Origin of the sequence: Flavobacterium hydrophilum (assembly GCF_003202405.1) — a bacterium.
GTDB classification, from domain to species: domain Bacteria; phylum Bacteroidota; class Bacteroidia; order Flavobacteriales; family Flavobacteriaceae; genus Flavobacterium; species Flavobacterium hydrophilum.
The window spans coordinates 39,451-59,196 of record NZ_QJHL01000004.1 but is presented as its reverse complement, the minus strand read 5'-3'; the positions used below and the strand labels follow the sequence as shown (position 1 = coordinate 59,196).

General features: G+C 36.3%; 8 protein-coding genes. All 8 read right to left on the bottom strand.

Going from position 1 to position 19,746, the window contains the following annotated elements; translation table 11 throughout:
• Positions 1–41: 41 nt before the first annotated feature.
• The 8 genes from DMB68_RS15745 to DMB68_RS15710 all read right to left on the bottom strand — a co-directional run bounded on the left by DMB68_RS15745 (position 42) and on the right by DMB68_RS15710 (position 19,692).
• Positions 42–2,051 carry a RagB/SusD family nutrient uptake outer membrane protein gene (locus DMB68_RS15745; protein WP_110347629.1) on the bottom strand — a complete coding sequence of 670 codons (2,010 nt, stop codon included), beginning with the start codon at positions 2,049–2,051 and terminating at the stop codon, positions 42–44.
• Positions 2,052–2,071: 20 nt separating this feature from the next.
• Entirely contained in the window at positions 2,072–5,467 is a 3,396-nt protein-coding gene (locus tag DMB68_RS15740) for a SusC/RagA family TonB-linked outer membrane protein (RefSeq protein ID WP_110347628.1), read from the bottom strand.
• A gap of 817 nt (positions 5,468–6,284) precedes the next feature.
• A complete protein-coding gene (locus DMB68_RS15735) occupies positions 6,285–7,277 on the bottom strand; it encodes a pectinesterase family protein (protein WP_110347627.1) in 993 nt (330 codons plus the stop codon).
• Positions 7,278–7,387: 110 nt separating this feature from the next.
• Positions 7,388–9,406, bottom strand: coding sequence for an aceric acid hydrolase (locus DMB68_RS15730; protein WP_110347626.1), 2,019 nt, complete (start codon positions 9,404–9,406; stop codon positions 7,388–7,390).
• Between the two features lie 148 nt (positions 9,407–9,554).
• Positions 9,555–12,008 carry a pectate lyase family protein gene (locus tag DMB68_RS15725; protein WP_110347625.1) on the bottom strand — a complete coding sequence of 818 codons (2,454 nt, stop codon included), beginning with the start codon at positions 12,006–12,008 and terminating at the stop codon, positions 9,555–9,557.
• 4 nt (positions 12,009–12,012) lie between these two features.
• Positions 12,013–14,343: a DUF5703 domain-containing protein gene (locus tag DMB68_RS15720; protein ID WP_110347624.1), complete on the bottom strand. Its 2,331-nt coding sequence runs from the start codon at positions 14,341–14,343 to the stop codon at positions 12,013–12,015.
• A 250-nt stretch (positions 14,344–14,593) separates the two neighbouring features.
• Complete coding sequence (locus tag DMB68_RS15715) at positions 14,594–16,018, bottom strand: sialate O-acetylesterase (protein WP_110347623.1); 1,425 nt, start codon at positions 16,016–16,018, stop codon at positions 14,594–14,596.
• Between the two features lie 281 nt (positions 16,019–16,299).
• Positions 16,300–19,692 carry a glycosyl hydrolase gene (locus DMB68_RS15710; RefSeq protein WP_110347622.1) on the bottom strand — a complete coding sequence of 1,131 codons (3,393 nt, stop codon included), beginning with the start codon at positions 19,690–19,692 and terminating at the stop codon, positions 16,300–16,302.
• Between the last annotated feature and the right edge of the window lie 54 nt (positions 19,693–19,746).

Sequence of the window (19,746 nt, the reverse complement as noted above, 5' to 3'; positions counted from 1 at the left end):
TATTAATAAAAATGCCTGAAAGTTATCAGGCATTTTATAAATTATTCTTGGTAGATGTAAGTTCCTTGCTCTCCTGAAGCACCATTCCATCCTTTATTTTGCACTAACCATGGATTTTGTGCTAAAATAGTCTGAGTAAGTCCCATAATATAATAATTCGGTCTGAATAGAATATTAGTTGCTGTACCACTAACATGGTCCATAGGATTTGGCGGAGATTTCAACTCAAAGTTAGCATTATAAAAAGCTTCTAGGGCCAGAATCTGAGCGTTAAAATTTGCATTGTCCGGATCTACTGAAATATTAGCACTAGTACGTGCCGCAGCCAATGGATCTGTATTAGCAGGGCTAAACCCATTTTTATACTGCAAGTAATTACCTATACGTTGTGTTCCATTTATATCAGGAATACCAAGTTTCACATTTGTATTATCCTGATTTACAGAACTATCATCACTATACAACATCCAACGCTGAATATCCCAAAAACGTTTCCCTTCATAAGCCAATTCTACTCTGCGTTCATATAATACTGCTTCAATTGCAGCATATTTATCAGCTAATGTACCAATTCCATAATTACTTCCCGAAGGAATCCCTACACGTTGTCTGATTTTACCTAAATAGGCTAAAGTATTTGATATATCTCCCTTAGCAGCGTAACATTCTGCAATATTCAATAACAACTCTGCATAACGATATTCAATAATATCAGTACCTGAGTATTGAAAATTACTAGTATTAGCGACAGTAGGATTTGACATCTTGCGAACAAAAGCAGGACTCGGAACATCATTACCCATACTAAAACCGAAAGCTGTAGTAGGAGTGTTATTCACCGCCCAACGATATGCCCAAACAGTTGTTTGAAGTGTAGCTCCAGTAGCATTGTTGTAAGGCCATGCGCAACCTGAAAAACCAAAGGTTCTGTAGAAACGTGGATCACGGTTTTTAAAGAAAATAAATGGATCATAATTAGTTCCTGCTACCGGTCTTGCTCCAGTATTTGTTGGAAACAAATCTATCATTCTCTTAGGCACTTTTACACCTGACCCAGCTACTCCTCCCTGACTAGCAAGTCGGATTGATCTTTCCCAAGAATTGTTTGAAAACAATGCCGTAGTACCATTAGCCAAAAGTTTAACCGTAATTGCTTCTGGATTTTTAGCATTATCAATAATATAAAACATTTCTGCCCATTGTTTTGCGTTTGAGCCATACAAACCATATCCATCAGCGGTTAGCTGTGTTTCTGCAGCTAGTCCTGCCGCTAAAGCTTTATCCCAACGATCTGTTGCTGAATCCCAATTTTTATTGAATAATGGACTGGCATAAGTCAACAACACTCTTGATTTTTGAGCTAAAGCTGCACCTTTAGTAAAACGGCCATAATTTGACGCATCCCAATTTGGAGGTAATAAAGTTGCTGCCTGGTCTAAATCGGCAACTATCTGATTCACTACTTCTGCTACAGTTGCTCTAGGTATTTTAATGGATTCATCTGTTGGAGATGCTTCCTGAACCGTGGTTATAATAGGAACACCACCATACATACGCATTAAATCAAAATATTGTAATCCGCGTAAAAAATATACCTGTCCTTTTATCTGGTCACGAAAAGTCTTTGGTAAAGCAGCCCCAACTACATCCAGTTTTTCCAACAAAAAATTGCAATCCTTGATTCTTGTATATGGATTGTTACTAAGTGTTGTACCTAGTTTAGTACCATAATAGGATGATCCATCTTCTGCATTTTGTAAAGTGATCCCTGGGTTGATCAGATTAGAAATTCCTCCCACTTCCTCTGTGTAAGATGTTTCTGTTGTCGTCCAGGAAGCTACTCTAATTGCTGTAGGTGTTTTATACCCATCATAAAAATCATAGTATAAATTATTTACATATTGATTCACACGGGTTTCACTTTCTAAAAAGGTCTCATCGTAGTATTTAAACTGTTTTTTTTCTTCTAAAAAATCATCGCTACAAGACGAAGAAACCCCCAAAACCAGTAATAATGAAACTACTATATATTTATTAAATCTTGTTTTCATAATTAAAATTTACTTTAAAATTAGAATGTTACATTCATGCTCAATGACCAGGTTCTAAGCGTTGGATACTTTGTAGTAGAATCATCATACATATTACGGTATTTTTTTGGATAAGGATTATACAAATCCCAAAGATTCTGACCAGTAATTCCAAAACTAATACCATCAATCTTTGCAGTTTTAAGTGCTTCCTTTGGAAGCGCATAACCTACAGATAAGTTTCTAACTACGCATCTGAAATTATTTAATTGCCAGAAATCAGATGGATTAAAATTAGCTGTTTGATACATATTTGGATATTTTCCATCCGGATTGGTAGTAGCATCATACATATCTGTCCAGAAAACCTCATGACTCCAGTCATTATGTGTCCCACTACTTGAAGTAGCAATTCCTTGTTTTACTAAGTCTATGGCATTATATCCTCCCCAAGAGGTAGCAATTTGAGTTTTAAAATAAAAACTATCGTACTTGAATCCAAGATTTGTGGTAAAACCATAAGTTCTATTACTATTTACCAATTTTACATAATCTTCACCAGTTGCAATCTTTCCATCAGCAGGAGCCTGTTCTCCTGTAGTAGCGTTAAAAACACCTCCAACATCCTGATAAGCCAACATACCTTTTCTCATATTGCTTACATTTGTTATATTACCAATATAACCAGGTGTCCCGCCAACAGCTGCAGCACGTTCTGTTAAGTATTGCCAATAATTAGCAATATCCTCATCTGTACGTAAAATACCATCTCCTGAAGAAGTTTCTTTCCAGGTTCTGAATCCCCACACAGGAGTGTATGACGATTGCCCTACACGTCTAACATTTGCAGATTCAAGTGCTGGGGCAGACAGTGGAAATTCTTTTATTTCATTATCATTGAAGCCAAAGTTTACTCCCACATTATAACTGAATTTATCTTTAATTTTATCATTCCAATTGATTGAAAACTCAGTTCCCCAATCATTGACAGCTCCATAATTTTGTTCTGCTAAAGCTCCACCTACTGTAATTGGAGTACCCACAATACCTGCCATATCCACCAACATTTCAGTATTCTTATTATAATAATAATCAACAGATATTTGTAATCTATTATTTAATAGCGCTACATCTATTCCATAATTTTGCTTAAGACTAGCATCCCATCTAACCTCTGAATTTGGTGTAGGACGAGGTGTTATACCTGTTCCAAGAGTCCCTCCCTGTGAACCAAATTGAGCTCCTCTATCCACAACTGGTTCATAAAATTGCTGCCAAAGCCAAGGCTGGATAGCATCCTTTCCTGATTTCCCAATAGAATAACGCAGTTTTAAATTATTTACCCAAGATACATTATTTGTAAACCATTTTTCTTTAGACATTACCCATCCAAATTGAGCACCCGGGAAAAAACCCCAGTAATTTTTTGGAGCAAATTTAGTTGAAGCATCTGAGCGGAAAATGAATTCAGCCAAATACTTATCCTTATAACCATAATTTAATCGTCCCAAATAAGAAAGAGTTCCTGACTCTGTTTTCATAGCTGTTGAATTATTGCTTATTGGTCCTGCAGAAGTATAATCTCCCAAATAATCTTTTCCGGTACCTTCATAAGCCAAACGTAAACTTCTGCTATTTAACTCAGAACGCTCAACACCCACCATCGCATCAAAAGCATGATCGCCAAAAGTTCTGTTATAGTTAACAAAAATATTTGACTGAATCATTTTATCTACGTCACTATTATAATACACTCTTGACTGAGCACTATTCGTTTCAATAAGATAATCACCATTTGGATTATTCACAGCATCATAAACCGTAGGATCAGCAGCAGAAGCCAAATGGTTACCAATTGTTTCATAATTTCTTATTCTGGCTAAATCAAAAGGTAATTGTACTTGTTCATTACTAGCACTTGACTGACTTCTGGCATAACTTCCTTTAATAGACATACCTTTAACAAAAGGTACTTTATACGTCATATTCAAATTCACATTATATGCAAAATCCTCATCTGTTTGTTTACCTGCCTGAAGAGCTGCAAAATAATTCCAGCCTGCAAGAGTACCTCTATTATTAGCACTTCCTAAGTTGGCATCGCTACGGGCAATCGGGGACATCCAATATTCTTTACCTGCCACAGTTGTTTGCCATGGAATGTATTTTGGCATATGCAACAAATACATATAATCTGCCTGTTCACCTGCACTAAGAGAACCAAAACTACCCGCATCGTTTAAATTTGCAGATGCTTTAGTAAATGATTTTTGTGTATCTGTTGAAGTTCCGGAAACTGAAGCTGAAAACTCTAAATTATTTGTCACTTTTACAGTAGTACCAGTACGGAAATTCCATTTTTCATAATCCTGATCTCCTAAATTGGCTCCCTGAGTAAAAAAGGCACCACCTGCAAAATAAGTTACCTTATCAGTACCACCGCTTACATTAAGAACATGTCTTTGTTGTATAGCCGGTTTCCAGGCTTTCTTTAACCAATCATAATCCAGACTTTTCATTTGTTCTAATTCGTCTTCAGAAAAATATTTCGCTTGATTCGCCTCCAAATTAGAACTTAAAAATCTGTTTTTCCAAACCCCATGCTCATAAGCACTCATTGTTTTTTGATGGCTTACCGCATCATTCACCGCAAATTGAGAATAATAAGTAAATTTAGCTTTACCTTCTTTTCCTCTTTTTGTCTTCACAATAATAGCTCCCTGAGAAGCACGAGCACCATAAATGGCAGCCGAACCGTCTTTCAAAATTGTAATATTTTCAATTTCTGAAGGATCTAATCTATTGAAAGCTTCCTGCGTAGGTAAACCGGTTTGAGGATCAATCTGAACCATATCATCAATTACGATCAAAGGAACTCTAAATTGTGAGGTAGCATTTGTAAATCCAAAAGATTGACGAATAGTAATATCCGCAGCCCCGCCTGGACGGCTGGATCCATTTGCATTATTCACATTTACTCCCGGAGACAATCCTCTTAAAGCTTCTGATAAATTTGAAACCGGCAAATCCCTTATTTCATCAGGTTTAATAGTTACTATAGCTCCAGTAACATTATTTTTTTTCTGTTTACCGTATGCTACAACTACAATATCATCTAATACATTAGAGTCTTCCTGTAGCTTAGCATCTAAATTGGTACGACCATTTAAAGGAACTTCAATTTTCTTCATTCCAATAAAAGAAAAAACCAATGTTGCACCAGGCTTTACACTAATTTCATACCTTCCACTGTAATCTGTAGTAACAGTGTTTTTTGATGACTTCTCCGTTACGTTTACCCCAGGCAATAGCAAGCCTGTATTATCGGTAACCGTACCCGTGATCTTAATTTGACTGCTTGCAGTTTGGGCATTAGTAACAATACTCATCAATGCAAACAGAATAAAACTACATCTTTTTATAAGTGCTTGTTTCATAAATCTTTGATTTAGTTAGATTAATAGTTAGGTTAGTTTAGTTTATAACAAACGCATTATTATTGTTGAAGAAAATGCTACATTTTGACAGCTATTAAATGCCCGCAGAATTTTAAACGTTAAAAATACATTTATTACCTGAATTCAAAAATATAATGATTGAAAATCACAACTGTCCTGTGGCATCCTGCTTCGGAATTATCATTAAAAAAAAACCAATAAAAAAACCATATCATCAAAAAAATGTAAGGCAAAATAGCGTTACACTAAAAAAAAGGGTGAAATTTTGAATATAACAAGATACAAATAAAATAAGTAAGAAAAAATGCCTAAAAACAAGGCCTTTTACTAAAATTAGTTGAAAGAAAAGCAATTATATGCATTTCGCTTAGATGAAAACAATGTAGGAAATCGATTTCTTTCAGTTAAAAATCTTACAAAAAATAACATTTTTCTAAGTTAAAAAAAAATTAAAAAAATTAAAAAAAAATTAAAAGCGTTGCGCTTGAAGAAGTAAATTCTTATTAATATTTATAACGATTTGTTGATCCGCAAAGATTATGAGAATAGATTTTTTGTAAACTAAAGATTTTTAGGCTAAGATTTAGCATTATAATTGGATATTGATCAAAAACCTTCTATTCATATAATACAACAGACTGAAAATGAGAGTTTTTAACATGACCGGGGAAATTTGCATAGAGAAGCTTAAAAATTCTTTTAAACTACGCCCTTATTTTTATCTTAGTAAAGAACCGCATCAAAACAGCGCCTTTTGAATAAAGGCGCTTATAATAATAAAAAATTGAAAGTGTTTTTATAATTTAGGATTCCATCCATTCAATACATTCTTCAAATCATATTTTTTTAAATCTGATTTTTTCAATTGATGCGACCATGAAGCTCTTTTAGATACATCTTTTGCTCCTTCACCTTTACTGGCAAGTTCAGCATAAAATACTGTTTTCTCTTTATCCGGAAAGTTCTTATCTTCTTTCCACGGATTCCAGCCTTCTGGAACGATGTGTGAACCCAACTCTGAATTAATAAAAACGGTTTTTGCATAAGGTCGCCAAGGACGTCCGAGAAAAACTTTATCTACCGTATTGTCTTTAGCTGTAAGTTTGCAATCCAGAAATACAAATCCATATTTATCTTGTTGTGTAGTTGATGCAGCCGTGACATAAGAATTACTTAAACTTTCAATCGTACAATTGTAAAAATAAGCTGTTGCTGCCCCAAAAATAAAATCAGTAGTTCCGTTGATATAACAATTTTCGAAATAATTTCGTGTCCCTCCTTTTGCCAGATATAAAGTGTCCTGATTTCCTAAAACCGAACAGTTTTTCACAGAAACCCGATCGCCTTCGGTATGCAAAGCCACTGCCTGACCTACTTTTCCTGATGTATTCTCTACAGTTAAATTTTCTACTGAACAGTCATTTCCCTGGACCAATAAAGTGTAAGAAGTATAAGTACTAAATTTTGTATCTCCCGTAACATCAATCCCTCTAAAAGGTTTACCTGAATAATCATTGTATGAAATTACCGTTTTTTCTCTGTCGGTTCCTTTTAGCGTTATATTTCTTTTAAAAGCCGGAATCACCACTTTTTCATTATAAGTTCCGGGCTTGATAGTAATTACAACTCTCTTTTCAGCGTGATCTCTTACTTTATTAATGGCCTCCTGAATGGTTTTAAAATCTCCCGAACCATCCTGGGCAACGGTTAATTCAAATCGGTTATCAGTTGTTTGTGCTGATGATATGGCAGATAATAATGCCACAAATAAGGTAACAATATATTTCATAGTGTTGGATTTTTTTAAACTACATAAGTCATATGAGATATTTAAGCTGGGAAATTATTTCCTCTTGCTTACAAAACCTTATATGACTTATATGGTAAATTCAAATTATTTTAATGAGAAAGCCAAACAGACATTTCGCCTTTGCCATGATTTCCCCATGCAAAATAAGGAATTAATTTTATAGTGGTTTCTTTGTTGTCTTTTGCAGAAAGCGGCTTGTACAACTTTTTGTCCCAGGAATTATCTGAAGTAACTGATGAACTTGCCGTTATACTCAATAATTGCCTGTTGTCAATTTTAATAAAATCGGTGGTGAATTTAGAATTAACATCCAAAATCACATCATTCACTTTTGTATTTGCCGGAAGTTCATTCGATTCTAAACAATATACAATTGGTCCTCTTTTTACGGCAACCTGATTTTTTACTTCTTCTACCAATGGATTTGCCTGCATCAGTTGTACAGGCATTGGAATATTCAATTCGATGACATCTCCCTTTTTCCACTTTTGTACTATTTTTTGGTAAGAACCTGAAGCTATGGCCTCATTTATATTTTTACCGTTAACTGAAATTGTCGTCCCCTGGCTCCAGCCCGGGATTCTCAATAAAAAAGCATAAACCTCTTTCGGGGCTTTTACGATTTTCAACGTAACTTTGCCATCCCAAGGATAATTCGTCTGCTGTTCAATTTCTATTTTTTCTCCTGTAAGTGTTGTTGAATTCAGATTATTACTTCCATATAAATTCACATATAAACCTTCTTTCGAAAAGTTATAAGCATAATTGCTCACCTCAGCAATCGTTCTGGTTACGTTTGGCGCACAGCAGTTTGACAAAGCGATATAACCTTCACGTTCTTTGCTCCATCTTTGTTTGAAAGGCAAATCTTTGGAAACATTCAGCGGATTGTTATAAAAGAACTCTTTTCCTTCCAGACTGATTCCTGACAAAACACTATTGTATAAAGCTAATTCCACAATATCCGCGTATTTGGCATCTCCTGTAATCTGAAGCATTCTCCAGTTCCACAGCACATTTCCAATATTAGCACAGGTTTCGGTATGAGCTGTAGCATTTGGCAATTGGAAAGGTCTTCCGTAGGCCTGATGAATTTTTTGCACATCGGTTGGATTATACGAAGTCCCATCTGGAGAAACCCCGTCATACAAAGAACCGCAGGCTCCTGTGATATACATTTTTCTATACGTTACATCATCCCAGATTGATTCCAGGTTATCCAGTAATTTTTTCTCTCCGGTTTCTGCGTATAAATCGGCTACACCTGCGTACAGGTAATTAGCTCGTACGGCATGACCCATTGCGGTAGTTTGCTGTCTAAACGGAATCCTGTCCTGATTGTCATCGGTACCATCATCGGTAGTTCCTCTGATATCGATAAGATTATTCGCCAATTCCAGATATTTTGGATTTTTAGTAGTGCGATACATTTCGACAATTCCCATATAATGTGAAGGACAAATTGCATTTCGAGCCAATTCCGGTGAAGCTTTTTTGTAGAAATCATATAGGAAATCGGCAACGCCTTTGGCAATGTTTAAGAAATTAGTTTTTCCTGTCGCCCGGTAATGAATGCAGGCCGCAGTCATCAAATGCCCCATATTGTATTTTTCGAAACCCAATTGTTTTTTCACTTCTTCGGGTCCAAGCGTTCCCCAGCGTTCATCGATTAGAACCGGTGTATGCAGATAGCCGTCTTTTCGCTGTGCTTTCGCAAAAAGTGCAATGGCTTTATCCATTTCTGCATCGAGTTTTTTATCTTTAGTAACTGCATATGTCGCTGCCATTCCTTCAAAAATTTTATAAAAATCCCCGTCATGAAAAGATGGCCCTTTGAAAGTTCCTTTGCTTTCTCCAGCTGCAATTTCAAAATTTTTGTAAGCGTGCGAAACCTCATCATTATGATACAAGTCCCACATATAAGGTAATGTATTCTGGGTTTCAACATCAAATTGTTCTTTCCAAAAACCGTTTGTCCATTTTACATCCTGCAAACCTACACTCTGTAATTTAGAATAAGGGCTTTCAGAATTGGCTACCAAACCTTTGTTTTGGGCAAAAATTACTGTTGAAAGGAATAAAGACGATATGACAATGTGCTTTTTCATTTGATATAATTTTTTATCTGCCTGATCTGATGAATCTTCGGGAGGTCAATTTTTCTCGCAGATTTAGCAGATTTGGCGGATTATTTTTTTGCTTTTAAATTGAAATCTGAGCAAATTTCTTAAATCAAATCTGCTTCAAATCTTTCTATTATTTCACAAGGAAATTAATTTTACGGCTCATTGTATCGCCATCTGCATCTTTAACTGTTAATACAAAAGATGCTAATCCTGGTTCAATAGGCGTAAACTGAACTTCTTTTCCTTTTAAGACTACTTTCCCATTAGTAAGATCGGAAAAAGTAAATACCGGGGTTGTTTCGTAACCTTTAAAATAGTCTGCAGCATTTAAAACTGTTTTCTCACCCGATTTTATAAAGAAATGCGGCTGTGCCATCCAGTCTAAATAATTATCTAATTGCGTAAATCCGTCTTCATCTAAATCTAAATTCGCATCTGAAAAATCTCCTGCTTTAGAATTTTCGTTTAAACTGAATGCTTTTTCCCACCAGTCCGGCAAACCATCATGATCGGTATCCCAGTCTGCAGGACGGGTTTCTGAAGCAAACTCAGGCCATCCACCCGCATCTGATTCATTATCGATCATACCACCTAAACCACTTTTGCTTCCTTTATAAGTAAAAGTTCCTTTTAAAGTTTCCTCTATGATTCGGTTATCGTGTTTATCAAAAAAAGGCTGATTCGCACCAACATCCGAAAGTACATTTTTATAAGCTCCTTTTGCTGATTCCGTATTTACATAAGATTCGAAGAAAGGCTTATCTACAAACGTTTCGTATTCTACAATTTCTTTATTGGTAACGGTCATTTTTCTTCCCTTATCCTGAGATTTCTCATCGAAGTATCCCGGCATTACATTTCCATCAAAGAAATAACGCTGCATTCCTTTTCCAACTCCTTCGTGTTGTGCATTTAGTGCTACAAAAATATCTGTTGAAGCGCCAGGCTTGTAGTAATTGTTCACAAAATTAACTTCGTTTGCTCCACCGTCAGTAGTTCTTTTCCCCCAGTTGTAAACGACATTGTTTCGAATATCAATTCTACCGGTATAAAATCCGTCACCGCTTAAACCACCACCAATACTCCAGTTACGTCCATAATTGTGAGCCAGTAAATTGTGGTGAAAACTTCCAATATCACCACCAATTGTTGCTGCATATCCGTGCATTTTCCCGGCTTCGTATTTATCGTGTCCTGCAACGTTCAGGGCTTCTGAAATTAAAGTTCTTTGTAATGAAATATGATGTGCTCCTCTTGAACTGAATGATTCATCAATCGTCCAGCTGATAGAACAGTGATCGATTATACTGTAATCAGCACCCGTTAATCCCATTCCGTCAAAAGTCGTTCCACCGCCAATTCGAACTTTCAAAAAGCGGATTACACCATCATTCCCGGTAAGGCCAATTGGTGCACGGCTAATCGTAATTCCTTCGCCCGGAGCTGTCTGTCCTGCAATGGTAATGTATGGCTGATTCACTACTAGCCTTGATTTCAACTGTATATTTCCCGAAACATTAAAAACGATTGTTCTCGGTCCGATTTCCTGATTGATAGCATCACGCAAACTTCCCGGTCCGTCATCGTTTAAATTGTTTACTTCAACCACTTTTCCGCCACGGCCTCCAACAGCAAAACGCCCATAACCTTCTGCTCCCGGAAAGGCCAATTGTGCCGGTTTGAATGACCAGACATTTCCTAATGTAACATTTCCTTTAGCATCTACCTCGTCAACTCGCCAGTAATAAGAGGAGCCACTGTATAAATCAGAAACTGAAAATGTTCTGTCAGTTAATTTTCCTTTGAATTCTTTTGAAGATTCAGTAGCATTAGCAACAGCATTTTTATCTTCTCCAAAAAACAATTTATGCGCCACCGCATTTTTTGAAGCTTCCCATTCCAACAAAACCTTTTTATCAACTGTAACGACATGCTCATTTGCATTTTCCGGTTTTGGAGAACGCGCCTGATTCATTAAGTTCGGCGTATCAACTTCAAAACCATTAATTACAATCTGCTTAACAATATCCGGATTTGTGGTCGGATCAATTTCAAAACGTATAACAACTTCTTTCGATTTTACAGCATTAAAAGAAATATATGCCATAGAAGCATCAGCCTTGGCATTGGCTCTCTGGCTGGCATTCACAGTTTCTGCCAATTTTCCGTTTACAAATATTTTTATTGGTGAAAATGTTTTTCCTGTAATGACATCAAAAGCATTATGAAACGTCAGAAGCGTATGTTTTCCTGGCTTTAATCCACTGATTTTTAATTCCAGATTTTCGGCTGTAACCAGACCGTCACTGCCTAATCTGTTATAATAAGGGGCATTCATTCCCACTTTATACCATTTAGAAGTAAAATTTCCTTTTAACTTAAATGTTATACCATTGAAAATCTTTTGGTCTTCTTTCATTTCATTTACAACCCACGAATCATAACCCGGAGCGTGAACTTCTTCCAGTCTTCTCTGAAAAAAATCAAAATCTACTTTTACAATTTGTTTCCCAGTATTTTGTGCCTGTCCGTTTACTGCTAAAAGTGTTGCTAAAACAGCAGCACCAATTAATTTCTTTATCATTTTTTTAATTTAATTTTATTTTTTCTTCTGTCGACTTACCCAACAGATTTATAATAGCTGCCTTTCTATCTTCCGGAATTACTTTCAAAACTTTTAATTCTCCATTGATAAGTTCGGCTTCAACCGTTGTATTTTGTGTTGCATGCAATTTAAAATGCACATTCCATTCTTTTGGCCAGGCTGGAAAAAGATAGATTTTTCCATCGGTTTCCTGCAAAAGCATTTCCTGCATCCCAATCATTCCGGCACCTCCCCAGTTGTGGTCCGGAACCCAGTCATATCCGGGACCCCAAAATGCGGGGAAACGTCTTTCTGAATTGGACATTTTCAACAAATTATATTTTGCTGCTTCTTCGGTTAAGCCTAATCTTGCCGAAAATATATTATCCTGTTTCCAGCCGATATGACTTCTGAATTTTATTGCATCCGAATCGTATTTCCATGTATTCAAAGCCGTTTCTAAATCGGGTTTTCCAATTCCGTAAATTCCCCACGGATATACCGGATACAATTGTGGCACTTCGGTATTATTAATGCGTTCCCAGGTTTTTGCCGGAAGCAGCACTTTGTGGTTTTCGATAGTTCCAAAATTCAAAGGCGGGATTCGGGTTTGAAAACTTTTGAGGTATTCACCGTCTTCTTTGGACAATTCTTTTTCAGAAAGGTTTAAAAGACTTTCCATAATTATTTTCAATGCCGAAATAGTACTGTTGGCATTGTTGGTCATTTTGTAAGTTTCGACAGCAGAACCCGGAAACAGTACTAAATGCCCGTTTCCATCCAAAGCTTTTCTGCCTCTTTTCTTAGCTAAATATTGATAGTGTTCGTCAAAAAAACGAAGACAACTAATGATGAATGGATTGTATTTCTGAATATCTTCTCCTGCATATTCTTTATGCTGCAACATCATCTGGCAAAACTCAAAAACCGTATCCCATTCGTATTCCAGCCAGGCGTTATATTCCATTCCCGGATCATAATCTGCCGGGCGTTTCCATTCGTATTCTGCAGGATTTGGCAAACCGAAGTTTTCTAATTGTTCTGTGAAAGATGCTCCATTGTGGTTCCAATAAACTTTGCTTCTTAATTCAGCATTTTTCTGAAGGCTCAAATAATAATCAAGCTGTGATTTCATCATGTCAAAATCACCGCTTTTCACCATCGGATGATACACTAATCTTTGGTTTTGGGCTGTCATTGTTCCTCCTCCCCAATTCCTGAAATCAGGTGTGAAATTCAAATCGGGATTCGTAAAAGCAGGATCAACTGTAAACAATCCACCGTTGAATTTTGTTGGATATTTTCCGTATGCATTACAGCCCAACATATAGCGGAACAATTGATAATTCTGTCCTATTTGATAAACAGAATCTTTGGCTGTGGAAGTACTTTTTTGAGTGTAAATAAAACTGCGGTTCCAGAAATTATTCCACCATTTTATTGTGTTTTTCTCCGCTTGTTTTGCTGTATTTTTATTTTCAGCAATTAAGCTTTTCAATCCGTTATTCCAAGTTGAAAAATCAGATTGAATGGTGTTTAAGTAAATTTCTAAAGAATACTTTTTTGAAGGTTTTATGCTCGTTAAATTAAAACCTTTGAAATCGGTATCCTGATATTTTCCAAGATATGTTCCATCCGGTTTTAAATTATCGCCTTTCATGAATCCACCGAAAGTCAAATTGGCAATTGGATTCATCATCTGGTCTTTAACCGATTCCATTTTCTGCTGTTTTACAGCGACATCGAAAACAGTTTGTTCTCGATTTCGATGGTAGAATTTAAGTCCGTTATTTTCAAAAGCAATTGAATCTTTAAAATTGACAAGATCTCCCTGAGGTGCCCATTTATAGGAATTGGCATTATTTTCTTTTCCTTTTGACTGATGGTTCTGATAACGCCAGCTTTCATAAGAGGCTGTCATTTTCAGCAGATCTTTACTTTCTAAATCAACATGAATTATCGGTTTAAAAACATCAACCCAAAGTTTGATTTTGGTATCGTTTTGACCAACCAAAACATACCCGTCTTTCAGTTTTAATTCCTGACGAAAACCTGCTGCCCCCTCAAACGGATTCGGACTTAAAGTAATTTTTACACGACCTAATTTCAATAACGTATTATGCTCATCGAAAGTCCCACTTCGGGAAAAATAGAAATACAAATCACCTTTTTCCACCCAAACATTCATCCCGATATCTCCTCCTCCTAAAGGCATAGATTCTGATGAATTTGCGCTTTGCGTTGTCCAAACTTGATTGTAATTATCGAGCGCAGGAATTTGCGCTTTGATGCAAAGCGTAGTGAAGAGAAGTATTAATAGTATATTATTTTTCATCGTTTTCTTTCCTGCAAGGTTTTCAAAACCTTATAGATATCTATTTTTAATTTTCTCTCGCAGATTTAGCTGATTAAGCAGATTTATTTTTATCTACAAAATCTGCCAAATCTGCGAGAGTTATAAATTAAGCGTCCCAAACAATCATCATGCTAGTTTCAAATCTTTGTCGAGTTACTTGCGAAGATTTCTCCTTCGTCGAAATGACAAACTATGTGGAAACTCATAACTCATAACTTATAATTATTAATTACCACTCATCTGTTCTAAATGAAGAAACCGGCAATCCGCCCGCGCTAAACAATTCAGCTTTTGCGAAATCTTTCCACAAATATCTTACCGCAACTGGTTTTGTAACTTTATCAGAAGTCAAAACCACTGATTTTCTTCTAACAACGGTTTTAGCAGGATAAAAAACCTTGTCTTCACCAGCAATTTCAAAACCTAAAACCTCTTTGTCGTAAGTCGTAATTCCGTTAGCAACATCATCAAAAGAAACCGTTATAGCGCCGTCTTTTATTTCCATTGATTTGTATTTCGGACTTTCGAATTCGAAACCTTCAATTCCATAACTTCTTGCCAAAGCCTGGAACGCCAGTCGATTCCCTCCTTTTTCTTTGTCCATTGGGTGAATATTATTTTCTTCACCAACATCCATTAAAACAGCCATTCCTGAATTCGGAATTTCTTTTGCGGCTATAAATTGCGACTCTCTCAAATAAGCCGAATTGTATTTTTCTAAATAATCTTTTGGGTGAAATGAAGCGTAATTAAAAGGTGCTATTTGAGCAAAATAAAAAGGAAATTCTCCCTGATTCCACAACGTTCTCCAACTGCTTACCATTTTCTTCATCAAAGCAGTATATTCATTTGCTCTTTCGTAATTCGATTCTCCCTGGTACCAGATACAGCCTTTAATTCCGTAACCAATAACCGGCGAAAGCATTCCGTTGAACAAAGTCGTTGGAACACGATTTGGGTCTTTTGCCAATTCTTCTTTTGTGGTCGGAATTTTGGCACTTGCAAAATCTTTCAGCATTTCCTGATTCATCCAGGCTTCCATACTCGAACCTCCGTACGAAACATGAATCAATCCCACCGGAACATCTAAAACTTCCTGTAACATTGAACCAAAATACCATGCTGTTGCGCTAAAATTTGAAGTTGATTTTGGAGAAGCTTCTTCCCATTTTCCTTCAAAATCATCTTTAGGTTCTAAAACTGTCGCACGCGGAATCGTAATTAAACGAATGTTTTTATTAGTTGATCTTACAATAATTTCATTTCCGTTTTTAACCGGCTGTCCCTGAAATCCTTTCAAAGGCATTTCCATATTCGACTGACCGGAGCAAAGCCAGACTTCGCCAATCAAAATATTTTTGATAGTTACTTTTTCGTTTCCTTCCGTAACTTCAATTGTAAAAGGTCCTCCTGCTGTTGGCGTTTGTAATTCAGTTTTCCATTTACCGGAAGCATCAGCTTTTGTTTTGTAGATTTTAGAATTCCATGATGTTTTGATCGTAACATTTGCATTCTTTTCTGCCCATCCCCAAATTGGTGCGTTCGATTTTTGCTGCAACATCATGTTGTCTGTAAACAATGCAGGTAGTTTAATTTTGGCATTAATTTGAAAACTTGCTAAAATCGTTAATAATGCAATAATTGATTTTTTCATTTTTTATGTTTTTTTTGCCACAGATTAAAAAATTAAAAAGGATTATTAATCACTTGAAATTCTTTAATCTATTGATATTTTTGTTTTCAATTGCCTCCAGCTTTAGCTGGAGGTCATAAAGTATTTTCATTTTTAGGGCTTTAGCCAAATAATTAGTTTGGCTAAAGCCCAATTTTTATCTTCTTCTAAACCTCCAGCTAAAGCTGGAGGCAATTCATCTAACTCTTCTTTTATCACAGGTTAAATAATCATTTTTAATCCTTTAATCTGTGGCTAACATTTTATTTTTCTTTTACAATACTTACTGGTCCCAATAATCCCGCTTTTAACAACGGTTCGCCTTCCAAACGAAATGGCGCTGTTGTCCACGTTAATTTTTCTTCTTTTGGCAATTTTTGATCGCCGATTAATCTATTTGCCCAAGTATTTGTGATTTTTATTTCTATCGTATTTTTTCCTTTTTGCAAAACTTTTGAAATATCAGTTTTAAAAGGGAAAGTCCAAAGTGTTCCGCAGTCTTTTCCGTTGATTGAAACTTCGGCCATATTTGCAATTTCTCCTAAATCAAGCCATATTTTATTAACATCTTTTCCTTTCCAGATGAACTCCTTTTTATACACCACAGTTCCTGAATAATACTTAATCTGATCGTTTTCAGAAGTACTCCAGTCAAAAAGTTTGTTCGTTTTTACCACTTCTTTCGGACCTTTGAATTCAGGATCAAATTGTAGATCCCAGTTTTCATCTAAAACCTGAACTTTTTCAAATTCAGAAGATTTTCTTTTAGCTAAAACATCTTTCGTTTCGTCTTTAAAAATCACAAAACCGGATTCGTTGGCATCTAAAATTATCGAAACAATTGTTCTTCCGTTTTCTATTTTCCAATTGGTTAAAGCTAAAGTTTTATCGGTAACAGGATTATACCATTGAGGCACTTTTCCTGCTATTCTAAAAGAAGCATCAAATGTTCTTTTTTCATTCTTTTGATTCGAAAGGAAATATAAATCTTCGTTTTCTGCTTTTCGGTGTGTGTAGGCAATAGTTTCTGAATCGGTTCTGTTCAGGTTCGGAAAATAAACATCTTGTGTAATTCCGATTGAAGCAAAATCATTTCCTAAATACGGTAATTTCATAACTGTTCCTTTTCCAATTTTCCATGATTCAGCATTTGCATTGTTCCAGATTTCATCAATTACATTCTGCCATTTCTTTTGATCTTCTTCTGACTGAATTCCCGGCTGGATAGTTGGTTTTTCATCTACAAAAATAGTTCCACCTTCTTTTAGCAATTGCAGTATTTTTTCGGCGGAAGCCAAAGAAATCATTTTGTTCGGAGCCATTTTGTGACTTCCCGGAAAAAGTAAAGCGCCATATTCAATTCCACCATCAAAAGTTACTTTTCCGTTTTGAACTTTTGCTCTGTTGATTAAAACATCGGCATTAAATGAATCATATTGATAACCATTTAGAGGATTAATCCATTGTGATAAATCAGTGATATTTTTAGAATACGTCACTTCTTTCGGCATTTTGGCTGTTGGCTGACCTTCATTTTCCAAACGGATTTTCTCGCTTTCCAGTCTTTCCTTTCCAAACACATTCGGAATTAACGGCACTAATCGATCCGGTACAAAAGAGCGTGAAGGAAAATCTTCTCCAATAAAAACCGCTAAATCAATTACTGGTTTTCCTTTCTGCAATTGAAACTGCACACGTTGGCAATACTCAAACCATGCTTTCCCCGGTTTCCACCAGGTTTGATCTCTTTGGAAAAAAGTTCCGATATCATCTAAAGTCATTCCTGGCTTTCTATCCGTCCACGGATTATGTACAAAAACATGATAGAATAATCGGTTAATTCCTAAAGCGTAATTGCGGTCTGCCGTTGTTTTTAAATTCCCCGGATGTTCGTCCCAATCCATTCTCAACGCCGTAAAAGATTCCGCCTGTATGATATCTTTTCCGTAAATATGTCCGCCCGAAATGGCATCTACCATATCAAAAGGTTTGTCATGCGTCGGACTTTTTAACCAAAACTCCCCTCCCGGATAATCAACATATTTATAATGCAATAAAGCATCACTCATCATTGTTGGCGCCACATTTTCTGAGCTTAATTTCACGTTATTTTCTTTGGCGATTTGATTTACAGTTCCGTAGAAATTATCCGCTACCAAATCGGCAATGGTTTTTCTGACATCATATAAAACTTTCTCTGAGAAATCGGCACTTTCTACGGGAATTCCGGCCATGACTGGAAGATAATCTACAAGATCGTAGCCACGTCTCTTCTTAAATTCCGCCTGAAAAATCGAAGACCAGTTTTGGCTTCCGCATTCCCAACTGTCAAAATGAAGAATTTCTAACACTTTTGAAGCCAGCTCAGGACCAGCAGAACGAACGGCTTCACCAAACCAATGATCCAATTGAAAACGGATTAATTCTGGATTAAATTTGTCTACTTCCAATCCTTTTCCTGCTCCGCCCGTTGCATTTTCATGACCTGTAGAAGTATGTCCCATTCGGATAATTTTCCATTTCCCTTTTGGAGCTTTCCAGTTCAAATTTCCATCAGAATCAACAAAACTCGAAATATTAATGATTTCTGATTTTTTGAATGCCTCTGAATTAGGAATTTGTTTTTCAGTAGTTTCCGGAGTCAGACGCCAAATTGCTCCTGATTTGCCTTCGTAATTATTGATTAAGGACTGATTTGAAAGTGTAATTTTACTCACTTTCAGGTTTTGTTTCCATTTTGCAAAATCTAAATCTTCTGCTCCTGGTTCTGTTCCTACCGGATCATAAACAAATCTGAAATATTTTGCCGTAACGCGTGCAATTGTATGTGTATTTGAGAAATCCATATCCTGCCAACCGTGACGTGGTGCTATCAATCTTTCGTGAAATCTAAAATTGATTCCGTCATCACTCACTTCCACAATTAAACGCTGTGCCTGATAATCTCTTCCTTTGGTTTCAATTACAATCGATTTGCAGGTAAAAGGCTGAGCAAATTCGTACTGAATCCAGCCTGCATCGGCAAACTTGAAATTTTCGTCTTTTTTAGGATCAGCCAAAAATGAAGCATCTGAATTATTTGATGTTGTAACTTTTGGCAATTGAATTTGTGATGTTGTTTGATATTCTTTTATCGGAATAGCAAAAGTCGCAATGTCTTTATAATAGTCTTTGTAATGTTCCGAAACGGGAAGTTTTGAAGCTGCTTTTTTTCCTCCTAAAATTTCAGTTGTCGACCAAACCACTTTCTGCATTGACATTTCAGGCGTAATCCAAGGACCTCCTGCAACCGCAAATCCGTCTGCCCCGTGAAAAGCCAATTTTAAACCTAAACGATCCGCTTCTTTAAAAGCCCAATGGATCATATCCCAAAATTCAGGACTCAACTGTAAAACTGGCGGATCGATCAATGGTCGATTTGCCGGACCTTTGATGGTCATTAAATAGGCGCCTGCAATTCCGGCTTGTTTCATCGCCTCTAAATCGGCTGTGATTCCGGGTTTGGAATAGGCTGATTTCATCCAATACCAATACACCCACGATTTGGAGGATTCTAGTGTTGGTTGGAATGATGTGTTTTCTTTTTTATAAGTTTCTTGTGCGGAAAGGATTCCCGCAATGAGTAGTATAAAAAAGAGGTGTTTTTTTTGAAACATTGCTGATTAACCTTTTATAATATCTGCCAAATCCCCTGAATCTGCGAGAGTAAA